The organism is Micromonospora sp. SYSU B005 (assembly GCF_055362685.1).
Genome location: NZ_JAXCFU010000062.1, coordinates 1 through 924, shown reverse-complemented (window position 1 = coordinate 924; position 924 = coordinate 1). Strand labels below are relative to the sequence as shown.

At 69.0% G+C, this 924-nt stretch carries 1 protein-coding gene; it reads left to right on the top strand.

Annotated elements, in window-relative coordinates:
- Positions 1 to 131 precede the first annotated feature (131 nt).
- Complete coding sequence (locus tag SM452_RS30370) at positions 132 to 914, top strand: transposase family protein (RefSeq protein ID WP_269706852.1); 783 nt, start codon at positions 132 to 134, stop codon at positions 912 to 914.
- Positions 915 to 924: the final 10 nt, after the last annotated feature.

The window sequence follows — 924 nt, the reverse complement described above, 5'->3', positions numbered from 1 at the left end:
TGAGCTCTTTTCATCGTGATCAAGGGCGGTTGACCAGGTAGGCGGGGGCGGCGTGTCGATTGTCCGGATAGGACGAAGCTCCCGGTAGGACAGCAGTCGACCAAGACGCACTGCCCAGCACGGGAGCTTCGTTGCTGACCTATCCTGCCAGTATCCCGCTGTCCACGCGCAGCCTGACCCGCCTGACCGAGCTGATCCGCGACCGCCGACGTGCGCTCGGCGGCCGCTGGCGGAGGCTGCCTGCGCAGCAGCAGGCGCTGATGGCCTTGGCCCATCTGCGCAACGGCGACACCCTCACCCGCCTCGCGGCCGGCTTCGAGGTGTCGGTGGCTACCGTGTGGCGGTACCTACGCGAGGCCGTCGACCTGCTCGCCGCCTGCGCCGACGACCTCACTGCCGCGATGCGTCGGGCTGCCCGGTTGGCGTACGCGATCCTCGACGGCACGCTGATTCCGATCGACCGGGTCGCTGACCAGCGGCCCTACTACTCCGGTAAGCACAAGCGCCACGGGGTGAACGTGCAGGTCCTGGCCGATCCGGCCGGGCGGTTGGTCTGGGCGTCGGCCGCGCTGCCCGGCGCGGTCCACGACCTCACCGCAGCCCGCACCCACGGACTGATCGACGCGCTGACCAGCGCAAACGTGCTGACCTTCGCAGACAAGGGCTATCAGGGAGCCGGCGGAAGCGTGCGCACGCCGTTCAAGCGCCACCGATACCGACCGAAGCTGTCCCGCCGCCAGCGGGCCGTCAACCGTGGTCATGCCCGGCTCCGCGCCCGCGGCGAACGAGCCATCGCCACGCTGAAGACCTGGAAGATCCTGACCAAGCTGCGTTGCTGTCCCCGCCGCGCCACGGCGATCGTGCAGGCCATCCTCGTCCTGCACCGCGTCGAGACCAGCCGCTACTCAGGATGAAAACGGCTCA